Origin of the sequence: Pseudoalteromonas sp. BSi20429 (assembly GCF_000238895.1) — a bacterium.
Lineage (GTDB): Bacteria > Pseudomonadota > Gammaproteobacteria > Enterobacterales > Alteromonadaceae > Pseudoalteromonas > Pseudoalteromonas arctica.
Genome location: NZ_BADV01000100.1, coordinates 119,934 through 133,976, shown reverse-complemented (window position 1 = coordinate 133,976; position 14,043 = coordinate 119,934). Strand labels below are relative to the sequence as shown.

Here is a 14,043-nt window from a genome sequence, read left to right as displayed (position 1 = left end):
CAACTTAATAAAGTTGGTTTTTTTTCGTCTATAATATTTTATAAGATTAGGATTGCCATGAATCTTATAATTATTATTTAGCTTTAACGCTACTAATTATTTCGCGATAACCATGCTTTTTTAACAGAGCGGCGCCAAATAATATCAATACCAAAATAGCCGATAATTGATGCAATAGAAGCACATACTAACGAACCTAGTAAAAATGCAGGGCCAATAGTTTCTATGCTCTCTAGAAACCAAGACCAACTAGCTTCAAATACAAAGTGTTGCTCAGGCTGATTAAGTATTAATGTACCCACTAAGTATGAGCCATAAAAAATAGGTGGCATAGTTAGAGGGTTTGTAAGCCATACTAATGCTACTGAGATAGGTAAATTAACTCTAAATAATATAGCGCCGGCTGCTGCTAAAACCATTTGAAAAGGAACAGGGATGAAAGCAAAAAATAACCCGACTGCAAATGCACCTCGAGCAGAACGTCTATTTAAATGCCAAAGATTTGCGTCTTGTAAAAGGCGTCCAAATATTCTTAGTGATTTATGATGTCTAATTTTATTTGGATCAGGTAAAAATCTTTGGATCGTTTTTTTAGCCATTTAAAGCAACCATTTACATCAGTGTGGATAAGTCTTGGGTTTGTAATTGGCTGTATAGCAACCGTATTTTATTATCAAACTCTCGAATTTACAGTATTTACAATTTTCATTGTTATAGTGAGCGCTTATTTTAAGCCGTTTTTAAATGTATTGTTAGGCTTTATTTGTGCAATTTGCTTCGTTGGTCTGCATTTTTACGTTTTTTATAGTTTTGAAATACCAAAACCGGATGAAAAGTATGCACTTGATTCTACATTAATTGTTGAAGAGGTTATTTCTGACAAAAAAACCTCAATATATTAAAGTTAAAATAGTGGCATTAGAAGGGAGTAATTTTTCGGATTTTAGAGCACCCAAAGCAATGCTCAGTGTTAATTCTGCACAGCCTTTAATAGTAGGTGATGAATTTTCTGCTTTAATTCATTTAAAACATTTTCGTAGTAATAAAAATTTTAATGTATTTGATAATGAACGTTATGCTTTTATAAGTAGAATATTATTTAAAGGTAAAGTGCTTAATAAAAATCTTAATATTATAAATAGCGACAAACAAAGCATAATTTTAGATTATCAGCACTTCCTTAAAAACACTTATACGGATACAAAATTACAGTGGCTCTATTATGCATTGCTTAGCGGTGAAAAATCTTTGATGAGCTACGCTGATAAACAATTAATGCAATCTCTTGGGCTAAGTCATTTACTTGCTATATCGGGGTTACATATTGGTTTGATTTTTAGCTTCGGTTATCTATTTACTCGATTCATTTTTGAAAAAATTAATTCTTCGATCGGGCAATCATTCAACCTGACTCTTTATTACAGTTCATGCGGATTTTTAGTAGCCTTGGTTTATGTGTACTTAAGTGACTTTTTAGTATCGGCAACGCGAGCGCTTATCATGCTGGGTTGTTATTTATTATTGTATTTTCTTGCTAAGCAGCCGCTGCGTTGGCGGAGCATTTTATTTGCCTTGGTTATTGTTCTTATTGTTAACCCATTTAATTTACTCAATCCAGGTCTCTACTTTTCATTTTTAGCGGTTGCTATCATTTTTACAGTTATTAATAAATTACCAATATTAAACACTCGCATAAAAAACAAAGTTATTTCACTGTTTGTTATTCAAATAGCGTTATTTATTGGTTTATTGCCACTTTCACTCTATTTTTTTAATGGGGTAAGTATTGCAGGTTTGATAATAAACTTAATTGCTATACCGCTGCTTTCAATCATTATCTTACCTTTTTTAATTGTTTTTACATTACTGAGTATTTTCTTAGATATAAGTATTTTAATAAACCTGTTTGATACAGGCTTATATGCGCTATTTAAATTGCTTAATGAAATACCAGAATCGTTAAGGTGGATAACGACTGGCAGAATTGACTCAATATTTGTCGTTTTTACTTATATTATTATGTTGATGGTTTATTTTCTTCCTTATAAATGGCTCGCTTTTATTCCAGCAATAACGCTTTTATTAAATTATTGGCTAACAGAAAAGTCTAAGTGGCAACTACATGTATTTGATGTTGGGCATGGACTTATGGCATTAATTGAAAAAGATAAACAAGTGCTTATTTATGATTTTGGCCCCAGTTATTTCAATCGCTTTAGCCGTACGCGAAGTATTTTATTGCCTTATATTAAAGCAAATAATTTAACAGTGAAAACGGCGATTCTAAGTCATGAAGATAATGATCACGCTGGAGGATTACAACATTTCTTAGATGCTGGCTTTGGTGAAACATTACAACAATTTCATCCTAAAAATACACATAATGTATGTGAAGTCATAAACATTGATTTTGCTGGATTAAAAGTACAAAGCTTTAGTACAAAAGGGTTTGGAAATGAAAATGATGATTCATGCGTTGTTAGGGTATCAGACAATACTCATAGCGTGTTACTTACCGGTGATATATCAAAGGCGCGTGAAGCATCGCTATTAGCGGATAATAAATCGTTGAAAAGTACAGTAATGTTAAGCCCGCATCATGGTAGCGATACATCATCAAGTGTTAATTTTATAAATAACGTTGCTCCCCAAGTAGTCATTCATTCAAGTGCCTATAAAGGGCAATGGGAATTCCCCAAGCCTCTTGTCGTCGAACGTTATAACCAAATAAACGCTCAGCAATTTACGACAGGCGTTGAAGGGCAAATTAGTATTAAATTTTATGCAAAGAATTTGTCTATAGAAACAGCAAGAGGGCATGAAAGTTACTGGTTTATCAAAGATTGACGTTTAGTTTTATCTCATCGGAGGATACAATACAGATTGTTACTGTATTTAGAGAGTGTTATGGATCAAAGTACTACACAAATTTATAAACGTCTTGTCTCATATGTTGGCACCTACAAAAGCGTCGCATTTGTCGCAATTATTGGGATGATAGGCTATTCAGCAATGGATGCTTTATTTATTCAATTAATGAAGCCGTTTATTGATCAAGGTTTGAACCAGCGTAATACAGAAGTTTTAAAGTACGCTCCTTTTGTCGTTATCGCGTTAGTTCTAGGGCGTGGTGTTTTTAACTTTATGTCTTCTTACTGCTTAAGTTATGTAGGCTCCCAAGTTGTACGTTCTTTACGCCAAGAGTTATTTGAGCACATACTGCACTTACCCGTTTCTTTTCATGACAAAAACTCAACAGGCGATTTAATTTCAAAAATCACATTTGATACAGAACAGGTTCAACAAGCGATTACTAAAGCCTTGCTAATAGTTGTACGTGAAGGGGCATTTGTTGTATTTTTACTTGCGGTAATGTTCTATACCAGTTGGCAACTATCACTGATATTTTTAGTGATCATCCCACTTGTTGCTATTATTGTCGCCGTCGTCTCTAAACGTTTTCGCCACATTTCTAAAAACATTCAATCTGCCATGGGGCAAGTTACCCGTAGCTCAGAACAAATGCTGAGCGGGCATAAAGTTATTCATGGTTTTGGTGGTCAAGATCAAGAGATTAATCACTTCTCGAAAATTAATAATCATAATCGTCAGCAACGTATCAAAATGGACGCAACTAAAGCGCTTAGTGTGTCTATAATTCAAATTTTAGCGGCAAGTGCCATGGCAGTTATTTTGTGGGCGGTGTCGTTGCCATCAATGATTGATACGATTACATCTGGTGACTTCATGGCATTAATTGCCTCAATGATGATGTTACTTCGCCCGCTAAAACAACTTGCCAATGTGAATAGTGATATGCAACGTGGTATCTCTGCAGCGCAAAGTATATTTTTAGTTTTAGACGAAGAAATGGAAAAAGATACAGGCACTGTTTCGGTTGATAAAGTTAAAGGTTTAATTGAAGTTAAGAACGTAACCTTTAAGTACCCAACGAAAGATGAAGCCGTATTAAACGATTTGTCGCTAACGATTGAGGCGGGTGAAAGTATTGCTTTAGTTGGGCGCTCAGGCTCAGGTAAGTCGACAATTTCTAACTTGTTACCACGCTACTATGACTTAGAGTTACCGAGTGAAATTTTACTTGATGGCATAGCACTGCAGGACTATAAATTAACTGATCTGCGTCGCCAATTTGCTTTAGTCTCTCAGCAGGTTGTGTTATTTAACGACACGATTGCTAACAATATTTGTTATGGCATAAAGCACGATGTGTCTGTTGAAGAGTTAGAACAAGTTGCCAAACAAGCGCACGTGTGGGAATTTGTTAAAGACTTGCCAGAGCAATTAAACACCATGGTAGGCGAAAATGGGGTAATGCTCTCAGGTGGTCAACGCCAGCGAATAGCGATAGCGCGTGCAATATTAAAAGATGCACCTATTTTGATTTTAGATGAGGCAACATCAGCACTTGATACCGAATCAGAAAAGCTTATTCAGCAAGCGTTAGAAACGCTAATGAAAGATAAAACCTCTATTGTTATAGCACATCGCTTATCTACTATTGAAAACAGTGACCGAATTTATGTTATTGATAACGGTCGTGTGATAGAAAGTGGCGATCATAGTAGCTTATTAGCAAATGACGGTACTTATTCAGCACTTTGCAAAATGCAGTTTGGTGATCAGGCGTGAGCAAAATAGAGCAAAGCTGGTATAAACCATTTGGTCTAATTACTTTACTGTTATTACCATTAAGTGCTTTGTTTTGGGTTGTATCGTCATTTCGAAAACTCTTGTACAGCGCTAAAATACTTAAACCTTTTGAGTGCAAAACGCCTGTTATTGTAGTCGGCAATATAAGCGTAGGCGGCAATGGTAAAACACCTTTTGTTTTGTGGTTGTATGAGTATTTGACCGAGCAAGGTTTATCAGTGGGTATTATTAGTAGAGGTTATGGTGGGCAATCAGATAATTACCCGCTGTTAGTCACTTCAGTTGTTGACGCCCAACAGGCTGGAGATGAGCCTGTGCTTTTATACCATCGTTTAAAGTGCCCAATAGCAGTTGGCCCTAATAGACAGCATAATATCGATTTATTAGAAAAAAATTATACGCTAGATGTCATTATTTCTGATGATGGGATGCAGCATTATAAAATGCCTCGTAGCATTGAGTGTTGTATTGTTGATAGTGAACGCCGCTTTGGTAATGGTTTTGTTATGCCCGCAGGGCCACTACGCGAAACAACTAAACGCTTACAAAGTGTTGATATAGTAATTGAAAATGGCGGTGAGGCTAATAATAGCTATGTGCTGCAAGTAAGTAACCTTCGCTTAGTTAATTCAGGTGATGATGCAAAACATACGGTAACTCACGCACATGCAATAAGTGCAATTGGGAACCCTAAACGGTTTGAAGACTCATTAGAAGCACAAAATATTAAGCTATTGTCGACTCATCATTTTAGAGATCATTATGCTTATACAGCAGATGATTTTATTCAGTTTGGTGATGATTGCATTATAATGACCGAAAAAGACGCGGTTAAATGTAAGTCCTTTGCAAAACCTAATTGGTATTATTTACCTGTAGATGCAGAGCCTTCCGATAGCGTAATAAACACATTAAATTCATTATTAAAAGAAAAAGGAATACTCAATGGCCTTTGATACAAAATTACTCGAGATAATTGCCTGCCCAGTTTGTAAGGGTAAATTACGCTTTGATAGAGAAAACAACGAACTAATTAGTACTGCAGCTAAGCTTGCTTACCCCGTTCAAGATGATATTCCAGTATTGCTTGAAAACGAAGCACGTGAGTTATCTTTAGAAGAGGTTGAAAAGTGGAATTCGTAGTTGTAATTCCTGCACGTTTTGCATCAACCCGACTACCTGGTAAGCCGCTTGCTGATATTTGCGGTAAGCCAATGGTTCAACATGTTTACGAAAAAGCATGTTTATCAGGTGCAAGTAAAGTGGTTATAGCAACCGATCATCAAAAAGTGTTTGATGCAGTACGTTTATTTACTAGTGATGTTGTAATGACTCGCGAAGATCACCAATCGGGTACTGAGCGTTTAGCCGAAGTAGTTGATTTACTTGAACTCGACAGCAATACAATTGTGGTTAATGTACAAGGCGATGAGCCCTTACTTGCGCCAGAAAATGTATCCCAAGTTGCTGCACTATTAAGTGATTCAACAGCACCAATGGCAACGTTAAGTGTTGCTATTGAAGAGCGTGATGAAGTATTTAATCCTAATGCCGTTAAAGTGGTTAGCGATATCAATAAAAATGCGCTGTATTTTTCTCGTGCAAGTATTCCGTTTGATAGAAGCACAATGATGAATGACAGCAGTGCTCTTAATTTAGCGCCATTTCAGCGCCACGTAGGTATTTATGCGTACAGAGCGGGTTTTATTAAACAATATATAGAATTGAGCGTATCGCCACTTGAGCTACTTGAATCGCTTGAGCAGTTACGTGTGTTGTATCATGGTTATAAAATCAAAATAGAGCAAGCTCAAATAGCCCCTCATGCAGGTGTCGATACGCCCGATGACTTAGCTAAAGTGATAGCGCATATTAAAAGTAAAAACGTGTGAGTGAGCAAGTAAGTAAGATATTAAACGTTGTTTATACACATAACGATTTTTATATTTTAGAAAAGCCAGCGGGTCTTAATTTTCATTCAGAAGATGGCCCCGGCTTTGTTGTGTTAGCCGAACAACAATTATCGCAAAAGCTTTATGCCGTTCATCGTTTAGATAAAGTGACATCAGGGCTGATTATTTTAGCGCGAAACAAAGCCGCTGCGGCCAGCTTTACTGTTATGTTTACTGAGCATGCGATTGCTAAATTTTATTTAGCGATTAGTGACGCTAAACCAAAAAAGAAGCAGGGGTGGATCAAAGGCGATATGGCTAAATCTCGCCGTGGCTCGTTTAAGTTACTAACGAGTAAGCTTAACCCTGCAATCACCCGATTTTATTCGCTAAGTTATAAGCCGGGATTTAGAGGGTATATTTTAAAGCCTTATTCAGGAAAGACGCATCAATTAAGAGTGGCACTAAAAAGTATTGGCTCTGCTATTTTAGGCGATGCAATGTATTCAGGCACGCCATCAAATCGTACCTATTTACATGGATATGCATTGAGCTTTTTATGGCAAGGTGAACAAATACAGCTAACTTTATTACCCGATAATGGTGATGAGTATTTGGCGTTAATTAAACATCAAGATTTTCAAGCATGGCAATCGCCATGGCAACTGGATTGGTAAATGAGCGAAAAAGTTACAGATATACGTTTTGGTGGTATTAAACGTTTATATGGTCATCAACAGTTTGATTGGCTTCAAGAAGCACATTTTTGTGTAGTAGGGATTGGTGGTGTAGGGAGCTGGACAGCAGAAGCACTTGCACGTACTGGTGTTGGTAAAATAACATTGATTGATTTGGATGATATTTGCGCGACTAACGTCAATAGACAAATTCATGCGTTAACGGGCACTATTGGTCGAGCTAAAGTAGATGCAATGAAAGTGCGCTGCGAGCTTATTAATCCACAGTGCCAAGTTAATGTAATAGATGACTTTATTACGCTTGATAATATTCAAGAGCATATTCAAGGTTTTGATTATGTGATTGATTGTATTGATGCAGTTAAAGAAAAAGCAGCATTAATTGCTCACTGTAAACGTAATAAACTACCTATAATTACAACTGGTGGTGCTGGCGGGCAAACAGATCCTAGCCAAATAACTTTTGGTGATGTAGCTAAAACTACGCAAGACCCATTGCTTGCAAAAGTACGTTATATTTTGCGTAAGCAGTATAATTTTAGTAATAATCCTAAACGTAAGTTTAATATTGATTGTGTTTACTCAACAGAGCAACTGGTTTACCCAGGAAGCGATGGCAGTGTATGTCATGCAAAGCAAAGTGCTGATGGCTCGATGAATATGGATTGTAATAATGGTTTTGGATCTGTGACTATGATCACAGGAAGCTTTGGCTTTTTTGTTGCGGCAAAAGCGGTGCGTAAATATCTAGATAAAAAACAACGCTCGCAAGCTTAGTTTTTGCTAACTAAGCTTTTGTTGTGCCATGGTTTGTATTTTATCAACCATGGCTTTAATACCATTACCACGTGATGCGCTTAAGTGGCTTATAAGGCCGAGCTTTTCAAATTCTTCATACGCATTTTTATTCACTACTTGCTCTGGTGTGAGGCCATTGTAAAGCGCTAAAATAATGGCTAATAATCCTTTTACTATACGTGTATCTGAGTCACCAATTACAACAAGTGTATTTTCTGTTAAATCAAATTCAACAAACATCCATACTTTGCTTTCACAGCCAGGTACAAGTGCATCATCAGTTTTCAAAACATCAGCTAAAACAGGTAAAGTTTTTCCTAAAAGCATTATCTCACGATATTTTTGCTGCCAAGCGGGCGCATTTTTTATAGATTCTGTGACTTTGTTAAACGTATTTGTCATGAGTTATCCTAATTAATTCTATTAAAGTGACGTTTAGTCCAGTAAAGCGATACATTTTTTAAGTGAATCAATGAATATATCTACATCTTCATAGGTATTATAAAAACAAAAGCTCGCTCTTAGCGTTCCATTAAGCCCTAAATGTGTCATTAATGGCTGTGTACAATGGTGTCCACTCCTTACTGCAACCCCGTACCCGTCAAGTAAAGTTGCCAAATCATAAGGATGTTCATCATTTAAGTTGAAACAGAGTGTACCAATATTGTCAGATAGGTTGCTGTATATTGTAATACCATCAACCTTTACCAATTTTTGAGCTGCATAACTAAACAATTTTTGCTCATATTGCTGAATTTTTGCGTGATCTAATTCATTTAAATAGTCTAATGCGGCACCAAAGCCTAAAACTCCAGAGATATTTGGTGTTCCAGTTTCAAATTTTGCAGGCGCAGGACGATAAGTACTGTGAGTTAAGTACACTTTATCGATCATTTCCCCACCTGATTGGTAAATCTCAAGGGTATTTAATTGCTCATATCGACCATAAAGCACACCTAATCCTGTTGGGCCGAGCATTTTATGGCTTGAGCAGACATAAAAGTCACAGTTTAATTCACGTAAATCGGGTTTTAAATGCAGTGCACCTTGTGCACCATCGACTAAAACAAGAGAATTGACGTCTTTTGCAGCTCTAATTAGTGGTTTTAAATGGGTGATATTACCCAGTGTGTTAGATGCTTGTGTAATAGCTAATAGGGCAGGTTTTGTTTCTTTTATAAATTCACAGCATTCTTTAGTGTTCAGCGTGCCATTTTTATTTAGTGGAAGCGCTATTAATTTAGCACCCGTTTGTTGACTCACTATTTGCCAAGGCACTATGTTTGCATGATGCTCAAGCGGAGATATCATTATGGTATGACTTTCATTTAAGCGCTTTTTTAATCCGTTAGCGACCAAGTTAATGGCTTCTGTAGCGCCTTTAGTCCATACAATCTCTTTACTAAATACATTGAAATACTGTGCAGTTTTATCCCGTACTTGTTCATATGAATAAGTTGCTTGCTCGCTAAGCGTATGGCGTCCACGGTGTACATTAGCGTTTTGAAACGTATAGAATTCAGTAATTGTATCTATAACTGATTGAGGCTTTTGTGAGGTTGCTGCTGAGTCTAAATAAACAAGCGGGCAGCCGTTTATTGTTTGATTTAATGTTGGGAAGTCGTTTCTAATTTTATTTATATCAAACTTTAAAGCAAGCATGGCTCATCTACATAGTGTTTTTAAGGCAGGAATTGTAATCGGTTTATGATAATTCTCAAGTGTTGTTAATAAAAAAGGCCGCAAAATGCGGCCTTTTTAAACTAACCAACGTTAATTAACGCTTGTCAGTTGATACGTAGTCACGTTGAGTGTAACCAGTATAAAGTTGACGAGGGCGGCTGATCTTATGACCAGGTTGAGATAGCATCTCATCCCAGTGAGTGATCCAACCAACAGTACGTGCCATTGCAAAGATTACAGTGAACATGCTTGTTGGAATACCAATCGCTTTTAAGATAATACCAGAGTAGAAATCTACATTAGGGTATAGTTTTTTCTCTACAAAGTATGGGTCTTCAAGCGCAATTTGCTCAAGCTTCATAGCAATATCAAGAAGTGGATCTTGGATATTCAGCTCAGCTAAAACTTCGTGACACGTTTGACGCATTACTGTAGCGCGTGGGTCAAAGTTTTTGTAAACACGGTGTCCAAAGCCCATAAGGCGGAACGGGTCAGCTTTATCTTTAGCTTTAGCTACGTATTCATCAATACGGTCAACAGAGCCAATCTCTTCTAACATGTTTAAACATGCTTCATTAGCGCCGCCGTGAGCAGGGCCCCATAAAGATGCAATACCAGCTGCAATACATGCATACGGGTTAGCACCAGATGAACCAGCAAGACGAACTGTTGAAGTTGATGCATTTTGTTCATGATCTGCATGAAGCATAAAGATTTTATCCATTGCTTTTGCAGTTACAGGATTAACTTTATATTCTTCAGCAGGTACAGAGAACATCATGTGTAAGAAGTTTTCTGCGTAGCTTAAATCGTTACGTGGGTATACAAACGGTTGGCCGATATTTGTTTTATAAGCCATTGCCGCGATTGTTGGTAACTTAGCAACAAGCTTAACTGCGCTTGTTTTACGTTGTTCAGCATCAGTAATATCAAGGTCTTCATGATAGAAAGATGATAATGCACCTACTACGCCACAAAGCATTGCCATTGGGTGAGCGTCAAAGCGGAAACCTTGGAAAAAGTTAGCAATCTTCTCGTCAAGCATAGTGCTTGTAGTGATTTCATTCTTAAAAACTTCATATTGTTCTTTAGAAGGTAACTCACCATTTAAAAGTAAGTAACAAAGTTCAATGTAATTTGAGTCTTCAGCTAATTGCTCAATTGGGTAACCACGGTGAAGTAGTACACCTTTACCACCATCAATATAGGTGATTGCAGATTCACAAGAACCAGTCGACATGAAACCTGGGTCATAAGTAAAGTGACCGTGTGAACCTAACGTACGTACGTCGATTACATCTTGGCCAGCAGTGCCTTGATAAATTGGAAGTTCGATTGGATCTAGTCCATCAATTTGGACTGTGGCTTTTTTATCTGCCATCGTTATGTATCTCCTATTAAGATATCTATTCTGATTTTTAGATTTTAAAGTTCTGAAATCTGTTTTAAGCACATCTTCTCATTTTAACGTGAAAGAGGGGGTTAAAGTCAATTTTTATAAACATTATGCATATATGTATAATAAATATTCGGTATTAATTAAATATAATACTATTGGCTAATTCGCAAACATCTCTAAATAAACAAGAATTGTAAAAAGCCCTGTGGGTATATATACTAACGGTGGTTTTAAACCGTATTGTATTTGGGTAAACATATTCTTAACAGCTTAAAATTTACAGGTTTGTGAACTTTAATTGTTTTGGTACGTTTATTTTGATAGTTCCATCAGTAATATTTGGTGGGTTTTTAGAAAAACAAGTAGATGAGCTCCACTGTGAGCAAAGATGGGCAAGTAACTGTGAAAAAGCAAAGACCTGTAAATCTAGATCTAACAACTATATCTATGCCGGCAACGGCTAAAGCTTCAATTTTTCACCGCGTCACCGGTGTTGCATTATTTTTTGCTTTAACGTTTGTCATTTGGGCTTGGTCTGAGTCTCTCTCTTCAGCTGAAAGTTTTGAATTCGTCAAGGGTCTGTTTAACGGATTCATTGCCAAATTTATAGCTTGGGGCACTGTTTCTGTATTAGGTTATCACCTTATTGGTGGTATCCGTCATATGATTATGGATATGGGACATTGGGAAGAACTTGAATCAGGTAACCTCAGCGCTAAAGTTTCAATGGCTCTTGGTGTTGTGTTTGCCGTATTGGCAGGGGTGTGGATATGGTTTTAAATCAAGCAACTCTAAAACGTGATGGTGTACAAGATTTCGTATCTTTACGTACCACGGCATTAATAATCAGCGCTTACGCGATTTTTATTATCGGCTATTTTTTAGCGACGCCAGAAGTCACTTTCGAAGCCTGGACAGGCCTCTTCTCTAACCTAGCAATGAAAGGGTTTACGTTAATTACCCTTGTTTGCATTATGGTTCATACCCGCATTGGCCTTTGGCAAGTTCTTACAGACTATGTTAAGTGCGCAAAGCTTCGTGCAGTTTTAGGTTTTGTATTAAACCTAATGGCCGTTGCTTACGTAGCTATTGGTCTAATCGTATTATGGGGTGTTTAAGTGAAATATTCTGTTCGTGAATTTGACGCCGTAGTAATTGGTGCAGGTGGTGCAGGTATGCGCGCTGCTTTAGCAATTACAGAATCTGGCAAAACGTGTGCATTAATATCTAAAGTATTTCCAACGCGCTCACACACTGTATCTGCTCAAGGCGGTATTACGGTTGCGCTTGGTAATTCACACGAAGATAACTGGGAATGGCATATGTACGATACCGTTAAAGGTTCCGATTTTATCGGTGACCAAGACGCTATTGAATACATGTGTCAAACTGGCCCAGAAGCTATTACCGAATTAGAAAACATGGGTTTACCATTTTCTCGTTTTGAAAATGGCCGTGTTTACCAACGTCCTTTCGGTGGTCAATCGAAAAACTTTGGTGGTGAACAAGCCGCACGTACTGCAGCAGCTGCTGACCGTACTGGTCATGCTTTATTACACCTTCTATATCAACAAAACGTTAAAAACAAAACAAATGTATTCTCTGAATGGTATGCACTTGATCTAGTTAAAAACGATAATGGTGATGTAGTAGGGTGTACTGCAATTGAGATTGAGACAGGTGAAGTTACCTTCTTCAAATCTAAAGCTGTTGTATTAGCTACTGGTGGTGCAGGTCGTATATTTGCATCAACCACTAATGCTCACATTAACACTGGTGACGGTGTTGGTATGGCAACACGTGCTGGTATTTCTATGCAAGACATGGAAATGTGGCAGTTCCACCCAACGGGTATCGCAGGTGCTGGTACGCTAGTAACTGAAGGTTGTCGTGGTGAAGGCGGTTATCTTTTAAATAAAGATGGCGAACGCTTCATGGAACGTTACGCACCAAACGCAAAAGACTTAGCGTCTCGCGACGTTGTTGCACGTTCAATGATGACTGAAATCCGTGAAGGTCGTGGTTGTGATGGTCCTTGGGGTCCACATCTTAAGTTAAAACTTGACCATTTGGGTGAAGAAACACTTAACTTACGTCTTCCTGGCGTATGTGACCTTGCTAAAACATTTGCTCACGTTGACCCTGCAAAAGAGCCAATTCCAGTAATTCCAACTTGTCATTATATGATGGGTGGTGTTCCTACTAATGTAAATGGACAAGCGCTACAAATCGATGCTCAAGGCAACGAAACAGTAGTTCAAGGTTTATTTGCAGTAGGTGAGATTGCATGTGTATCTGTACACGGTGCAAACCGCTTAGGTGGTAACTCATTACTTGATTTAGTTGTGTTTGGTCGTGCTGCGGGTAACTTCTTAGGTAAGTACCTAAATGACGTTGAAATATCTAAAGCTGCTTCAGAATCAGACTTAGAAGCGTCTCTTGCACGTTACAATCGTTGGGAAAATTCAACGGCTGGCCAAGGTGAAGATCCAGTTCAAATCAAAAAAGACCTACAACAATGTATGCAGCTTAACTTCTCGGTATTCCGTGAAGGTGACTCAATGGCTGCAGGTCTTCAAGAACTTAAAGAAATTCGCGAACGTCTGCAACATGCTCGTCTTGATGATAAATCATCAGACTTCAATACGCAGCGTATCGAATGTCTTGAACTAGACAACTTAATGGAAACAGCTTACTCGACTGCAGTAGCTGCAAACTTCCGTACAGAAAGCCGTGGTGCACATTCTCGCTTTGACTACCCAGATCGTGATGACGAAAACTGGTTATGTCACTCAGTATTCAATCCTGTAACGGATGAAATGAGTAAGCGTGATGTAAACTATGCGCCTAAAACGCGTGAAGCTTTCCCACCTAAAGCACGTGTTTACTAGGAGATAGA

At 37.7% G+C, this 14,043-nt stretch carries 14 protein-coding genes; 10 read left to right on the top strand and 4 right to left on the bottom strand.

Annotated elements, in window-relative coordinates; all coding sequences use genetic code 11:
• Positions 1-92 precede the first annotated feature (92 nt).
• Entirely contained in the window at positions 93-599 is a 507-nt protein-coding gene (locus P20429_RS01220; RefSeq protein ID WP_007586895.1) for a DUF2062 domain-containing protein, read from the bottom strand.
• A 313-nt stretch (positions 600-912) separates the two neighbouring features.
• Between P20429_RS01220 and P20429_RS01225 the strand changes: the two genes are divergently transcribed.
• The 7 genes from P20429_RS01225 to tcdA are packed head-to-tail and all read left to right on the top strand — an operon-like array spanning position 913 to position 8,041.
• The gene (locus tag P20429_RS01225; RefSeq protein ID WP_007586891.1) at positions 913-2,847 is read left to right on the top strand and encodes a DNA internalization-related competence protein ComEC/Rec2; all 1,935 of its coding nucleotides are present in this window, start codon (positions 913-915) and stop codon (positions 2,845-2,847) included.
• 60 nt (positions 2,848-2,907) lie between these two features.
• Positions 2,908-4,653 carry a lipid A export permease/ATP-binding protein MsbA gene (msbA, locus tag P20429_RS01230; RefSeq protein ID WP_033027175.1) on the top strand — a complete coding sequence of 582 codons (1,746 nt, stop codon included), beginning with the start codon at positions 2,908-2,910 and terminating at the stop codon, positions 4,651-4,653.
• Positions 4,650-5,630, top strand: a complete 981-nt coding sequence (lpxK, locus tag P20429_RS01235) for a tetraacyldisaccharide 4'-kinase (protein ID WP_007586888.1) — start codon at positions 4,650-4,652, stop codon at positions 5,628-5,630. The genes msbA and lpxK overlap by 4 nt, the downstream gene beginning before the upstream one ends.
• Positions 5,620-5,817, top strand: coding sequence for a Trm112 family protein (locus P20429_RS01240; RefSeq protein WP_002961789.1), 198 nt, complete (start codon positions 5,620-5,622; stop codon positions 5,815-5,817). Before lpxK ends, P20429_RS01240 begins: the two co-directional genes overlap by 11 nt.
• Positions 5,805-6,566, top strand: coding sequence for a 3-deoxy-manno-octulosonate cytidylyltransferase (gene kdsB, locus P20429_RS01245; RefSeq protein WP_007586885.1), 762 nt, complete (start codon positions 5,805-5,807; stop codon positions 6,564-6,566). Before P20429_RS01240 ends, kdsB begins: the two co-directional genes overlap by 13 nt.
• Positions 6,563-7,243: a TIGR01621 family pseudouridine synthase gene (locus P20429_RS01250; RefSeq protein WP_007586883.1), complete on the top strand. Its 681-nt coding sequence runs from the start codon at positions 6,563-6,565 to the stop codon at positions 7,241-7,243. Before kdsB ends, P20429_RS01250 begins: the two co-directional genes overlap by 4 nt.
• Positions 7,244-8,041, top strand: coding sequence for a tRNA cyclic N6-threonylcarbamoyladenosine(37) synthase TcdA (gene tcdA, locus P20429_RS01255; RefSeq protein ID WP_007586881.1), 798 nt, complete (start codon positions 7,244-7,246; stop codon positions 8,039-8,041).
• 6 nt (positions 8,042-8,047) lie between these two features.
• Here the strand turns inward: tcdA and P20429_RS01260 are convergent, their stop codons facing one another.
• From P20429_RS01260 to P20429_RS01270, 3 genes are all read right to left on the bottom strand, one after another.
• On the bottom strand, positions 8,048-8,464 hold the full coding sequence (locus P20429_RS01260) for a SufE family protein (RefSeq protein WP_007586879.1): 417 nt from the start codon (positions 8,462-8,464) through the stop codon (positions 8,048-8,050).
• A 33-nt stretch (positions 8,465-8,497) separates the two neighbouring features.
• On the bottom strand, positions 8,498-9,724 hold the full coding sequence (locus tag P20429_RS01265) for a SufS family cysteine desulfurase (RefSeq protein ID WP_007586877.1): 1,227 nt from the start codon (positions 9,722-9,724) through the stop codon (positions 8,498-8,500).
• Positions 9,725-9,839: 115 nt separating this feature from the next.
• On the bottom strand, positions 9,840-11,126 hold the full coding sequence (locus P20429_RS01270) for a citrate synthase (protein ID WP_007586875.1): 1,287 nt from the start codon (positions 11,124-11,126) through the stop codon (positions 9,840-9,842).
• A 420-nt stretch (positions 11,127-11,546) separates the two neighbouring features.
• Between P20429_RS01270 and sdhC the strand changes: the two genes are divergently transcribed.
• The 3 genes from sdhC to sdhA are packed head-to-tail and all read left to right on the top strand — an operon-like array spanning position 11,547 to position 14,035.
• Positions 11,547-11,924: a succinate dehydrogenase, cytochrome b556 subunit gene (sdhC, locus tag P20429_RS01275; RefSeq protein WP_076914908.1), complete on the top strand. Its 378-nt coding sequence runs from the start codon at positions 11,547-11,549 to the stop codon at positions 11,922-11,924.
• The gene (gene sdhD, locus P20429_RS01280) at positions 11,915-12,262 is read left to right on the top strand and encodes a succinate dehydrogenase, hydrophobic membrane anchor protein (RefSeq protein ID WP_007586873.1); all 348 of its coding nucleotides are present in this window, start codon (positions 11,915-11,917) and stop codon (positions 12,260-12,262) included. Before sdhC ends, sdhD begins: the two co-directional genes overlap by 10 nt.
• The gene (sdhA, locus tag P20429_RS01285) at positions 12,263-14,035 is read left to right on the top strand and encodes a succinate dehydrogenase flavoprotein subunit (protein ID WP_007375750.1); all 1,773 of its coding nucleotides are present in this window, start codon (positions 12,263-12,265) and stop codon (positions 14,033-14,035) included.
• Positions 14,036-14,043 lie beyond the last annotated feature (8 nt).

Coding starts and splice junctions, on each gene's coding strand:
- P20429_RS01220 (WP_007586895.1), bottom strand. CDS start 599: ATGGCTAAAAAAACGATCCAAAGATTTTTACCTGATCCAAATAAAATT.
- msbA (WP_033027175.1), top strand. CDS start 2,908: ATGGATCAAAGTACTACACAAATTTATAAACGTCTTGTCTCATATGTT.
- P20429_RS01240 (WP_002961789.1), top strand. CDS start 5,620: ATGGCCTTTGATACAAAATTACTCGAGATAATTGCCTGCCCAGTTTGT.
- tcdA (WP_007586881.1), top strand. CDS start 7,244: ATGAGCGAAAAAGTTACAGATATACGTTTTGGTGGTATTAAACGTTTA.
- P20429_RS01260 (WP_007586879.1), bottom strand. CDS start 8,464: ATGACAAATACGTTTAACAAAGTCACAGAATCTATAAAAAATGCGCCC.
- P20429_RS01265 (WP_007586877.1), bottom strand. CDS start 9,724: ATGCTTGCTTTAAAGTTTGATATAAATAAAATTAGAAACGACTTCCCA.
- P20429_RS01270 (WP_007586875.1), bottom strand. CDS start 11,126: ATGGCAGATAAAAAAGCCACAGTCCAAATTGATGGACTAGATCCAATC.
- sdhD (WP_007586873.1), top strand. CDS start 11,915: ATGGTTTTAAATCAAGCAACTCTAAAACGTGATGGTGTACAAGATTTC.